The sequence below is a fragment of the Brevibacterium sp. genome (genome assembly GCF_052105255.1).
GTDB lineage: Bacteria > Actinomycetota > Actinomycetes > Actinomycetales > Brevibacteriaceae > Brevibacterium > Brevibacterium linens_B.
In genome coordinates this window covers 1-3867 of the sequence record NZ_JBQDYQ010000112.1, presented here as the reverse complement: position 1 = coordinate 3867, position 3867 = coordinate 1, and the positions used below count along the sequence as shown (strand labels likewise).

The following is a 3867-nucleotide window of genomic DNA, read 5'->3' as shown; positions in this document are numbered from 1 at the left end:
CGGCAGGCATGGATCCGGCAGCTCTACTGGCGGGAGTTCTCCTGGCACCTGACCTATCACCTGCCGGCCGTCGAATCCGAACCGATGCGGCCGGAATTCGCGTCCTTCCCCTATGAGGACGACCCCGAAGCACTCGACCACTGGTGCAGCGGTACGACCGGGATCGACCTCGTCGACGCCGGCATGGCTCAGCTGTGGCAGACCGGATGGATGCACAATCGAGTGCGGATGGCGACGGCGAGCTTTCTCACGAAGAATCTGCTGATCCACTGGTGGCACGGCGAGCAGTGGTTCTGGGACACGCTGGTCGACGCCGATGAAGCCAACAACCCCGTCTCGTGGCAATGGGTGGCCGGGTGCGGAGCCGATGCGGCTCCGTATTTTCGGATCTTCAATCCCGAACGCCAACGTGAGCGTTTCGATCCCGACTACGAGTACGTGGGCAGGTGGTTGGGCCGCGGTCCGGGCGGTCTCACTCGGGCGGAACGCTCGCAGGGTGATCGCGAGCCGATCGTCGATCTCAAAGCATCGCGCCAGGCGGCATTGGCCGCCTATGACCGGATGAAGAGTGAGGCGAAATGAGCACGACGAACGGACGCAGGATTCTCATGGCCGGGTGCGGAGACCTGGGCACACGGCTGGGCCTGCGACTGGTCGACCAGGGGCACCGGGTGATCGGCCTGCGCCGACGCGTCGCCGAACTGCCCGACGCCTTCGAGACGATCAGTATGGATCTCTCCGGATTCGGAGCTCCCGGCCGCGATCGGGTCGATGCCGCGGACTGCAGCGATCCGCGATTGGACGCACTCGATGCGGTCGTGATCACTCTGACTTCGGACGAACCGACTCGGACCGGATACGAACGGGCCTACCTCCACGGGCTGAGAGGTCTCGCCCGCGTGCTCGGGTCACAGCCGGGCCGAGTCATCCTGGTCTCTTCCACGCGTGTCCTTGCGGAGGACCCGACGCGTGTGATCACCGAAGACGCTCCACTCGCCCCAGGGTCCGGGCCGGGTGAGGTCCTCGCTGCGGCCGAGTCCGAGGCGGCCGAACTCTTCGACCACCTCACGATCGTCCGCCCGGCTGGTATCTACGGACCTGGCCGCACCCGCCTCATCGACTCCGTGCGACGCGGCCAGCGGTTCAACCATCAGCGGTGGACGAACCGCATCCACCGAGACGACCTCGTCCGCGGCCTCGAGCGCTTGGCACTTGCCTCGGAACCGCCGGACCTGATCCACGCTGTCGATTCGCTTCCTGCCCAGATGGGCGACGTCGCCGCCTTCATCGCCGGCCGCCTCGGCGTGCCCGTCCCCGGCCATGCCGACGACGAGAAGCCGAGCGGCAAACGGATCGACGGAACTCGCTTCGGCTCGCTCATGGGCGAACTCGGCTACCCCACCTACCGGCACGGCTTCGCTTCGATGCTGACGACAGCCCCCTGATCATGAACAAAACCGGGGACGGGACGTTCAGGCTCGGCGCCGCGCCTCGGCTGCGATGTTCTTCGCCATGGCGGGAAAGATGAAGCGATGAAACGGGGCGACGAGGGCCCAGTAGATGCGGCCTCGCACTCCAGTGGGGATGAAGGTCGCCGTCTGGCGATACTCACAGCCTTCGACTGAGTCTGTCAGAGCGAATTCGAGCCACGCGTGCCCGGAGACCTTCATCTCGGCGCGCAGCAGAAGACGAGAGTTCGGCTCCAGCTCCTCGACTCTCCACCAGTCAACGGGGTCGCCGATGCGCAGGCTGTCGGGCAGGCGTCGACCGCGGTTGAGGCCCGCTCCCCCGACGGCTTTATCCCAGACTCCTCGGACCTTCCACGCCAACGGCCATGAGTACCATCCGTTCGACCCGCCGATCCCCTCGATCACAGGCCACACCTCGGCGGCGCTGACACCGCTGATCGTCGTCGACCGTTCATCGGTGAAGATGCGCCGGCCGGACCACTTCGGATCACTGGGCGACGGCTGGGCCGCCTCGTCGAGCTCTCCGGCGTCGGCGTCCCAGTTCGTGTCCACGGCCCCTTCGACTTCGCGGCGCAGGGCGAGTCGGACGGCGTCGGCGAACCCGATGAGCCCGGACTCGGGGGGCGGAATGACCTCATCAACCTCGTGCGACGAGGCCACAGCATCCTCCTGCAAGGATTGGACGAGCGGCAAGGTGAGGCTGAACGGCAGCGGGGTGACCAACCCGACCCAGATGCCTGACAGCGTCGGGGCGGGAAGAGGCAAAGCGATGACGTGGCGGGGCTTGAGCCCTGCGACGGCAGCAAAGGTACGCATCACGTTCGCATAAGTGAGAATCTGACGTGAACCGATATCGAAGGACCGGTTGACCGCCTCCTGCACATCGGCCGCGGAGAGAAGATAGTAGAGAGCGTCACGAACCGACAGCGGCTCGACGCGGTTGGACACCCAGTCCGGTGCCGGCATCCAGCGCAAGGTCGTGGCGAGGTGGCGGATCATCTCGAACGAAGCCGATCCGGAGCCGATGATGATGCCGGCGTTGAAGACGATCGCGTCGACCTCGGAGTCGAGCAGAATCCGTCCGACGTTCGCTCGTGAGCGCATGTGCTTCGAGAGCTCACGTCCCTCGGGATGGAGCCCTCCGAGGTAGACGACACGGCCCACACCGGCCGCGGCGGCTTCGTCGGCGAAACGCGTGGCCGCCGCGGACTCGGCGGCTTCGAAGTCCCCGCCAGAGCCCATGGAGTGCACCAGGTAGTAGGCCGTGTCGATGCCGGTGAGGCTGTCCGACAGTCCACGACCGGAGTCGAGGTCGACGGTTCTCACGTCGACGTCAGCTGCCCATGGAACCTGTTTGAGCTTCTCCGGTCGCCGCACCCCGACCCGAACCTGGTGCCCGGCCTGCAGCAGTCGAGGCACGAGGCGACCGCCGATGTAACCGGTCGCCCCGAGCACGAGCACGCGTCGCGGGGTGCGTGTTTGGCGGATGACTTCGTCGCCGAGCGACTTCGGGTCGGGCGGGGTCGAGCGTTCCGTCGGGCGATTCATCAGGGGATCCTTCCGGCCTGCCGAGATCGGCTGTCACGGACCAACCATACACATCTAACCCACCGGATACTGTTGGCCATCGTATAGCTGCTGCTCAGTCCGCCAGCGCAGCGCCGACGTCGTAGCGGAGGATCGCAGCAATGCCGTCGCTCATCGGATCGTGGCTGAGACCGATCTCAGCTGAGGACAGGATAGCCGCGGAGACGATCTCCGCTTCTCCTGCTGAGGTCTCGGCATCATCGAGTAGAAGGACCGCCACCGCTCCGCGTTCCACTGCCTTTTCGACTTCTGCTCGCCCTTCGACCGCACGGCCGTGTGCTTTGCTTTCGCCCAGACGCTCCGAGTTCTCAGCCTCTCGTTCTTCGGCGAGCCTCGTCACCAACGTCCTGATGGCCACGTCAATCGCCTCTTCGGCACCTTCGTCTTCATCGCCGCCCTCGGAGATCTCATGGAGCATCTCCTCGGCTCGTGCCGACAGCTCAGCCTTGACGGCGGTTCTGCCCTGCACCTCTCCGGCCAGAACGAGTGCGTCCGGCGCGTGGTCTGTGATGAGACGGTCGACGAAGTCGGCGACACTGCGAGCGTTGTCTTTGATGATCTCGTCGACACGACGCCGGATCTGGTTGTGTGAGTATGCTCCTCGCCGCGGCTTGTTGATGTCTTCGTCGTTGTCGCCGGTGACGTGGACCGACTCGTTCTCGGTGCGTTCGCGATCCGGGGTTACGCTCAGCTCACGAATGGCCGCCCCGTCCTGGCCGGCGATGACGAGGACGATATCGAACTGTCTGCATTCCTGGCGGAGGTAGGCTCCGAGTTCGGGCACGTCTCCGTAGTGCGCCGCGTCGCCTTC

Annotated in this window: 4 protein-coding genes; 2 read left to right on the top strand and 2 right to left on the bottom strand. The window is 65.5% G+C overall.

Annotated elements, in window-relative coordinates; translation table 11 throughout:
- Nucleotides 1–582: FAD-binding domain-containing protein (locus ACTIIH_RS16015; RefSeq protein WP_441452819.1), on the top strand; the 582-nt coding region annotated here is incomplete at its 5' end.
- Nucleotides 579–1445 carry an NAD-dependent dehydratase gene (locus tag ACTIIH_RS16010; protein WP_441452818.1) on the top strand — a complete coding sequence of 289 codons (867 nt, stop codon included), beginning with the start codon at nt 579–581 and terminating at the stop codon, nt 1443–1445. The genes ACTIIH_RS16015 and ACTIIH_RS16010, both read left to right, overlap by 4 nt.
- 27 nt (nt 1446–1472) lie before the next feature.
- On the opposite strand, the gene ACTIIH_RS16005 is transcribed toward ACTIIH_RS16010, so the two are convergent.
- Nucleotides 1473–3017 carry an SDR family oxidoreductase gene (locus tag ACTIIH_RS16005; RefSeq protein WP_441452817.1) on the bottom strand — a complete coding sequence of 515 codons (1545 nt, stop codon included), beginning with the start codon at nt 3015–3017 and terminating at the stop codon, nt 1473–1475.
- Nucleotides 3018–3111: 94 nt separating this feature from the next.
- Nucleotides 3112–3867: baeRF2 domain-containing protein (locus tag ACTIIH_RS16000; RefSeq protein ID WP_441452816.1), on the bottom strand; the 756-nt coding region annotated here is incomplete at its 5' end.

Excerpts from the sequence above, each read along its gene's own strand:
- ACTIIH_RS16010 (WP_441452818.1), top strand. The coding sequence starts at position 579 with ATGAGCACGACGAACGGACGCAGGATTCTCATGGCCGGGTGCGGAGAC.
- ACTIIH_RS16005 (WP_441452817.1), bottom strand. The coding sequence starts at position 3,017 with ATGAATCGCCCGACGGAACGCTCGACCCCGCCCGACCCGAAGTCGCTC.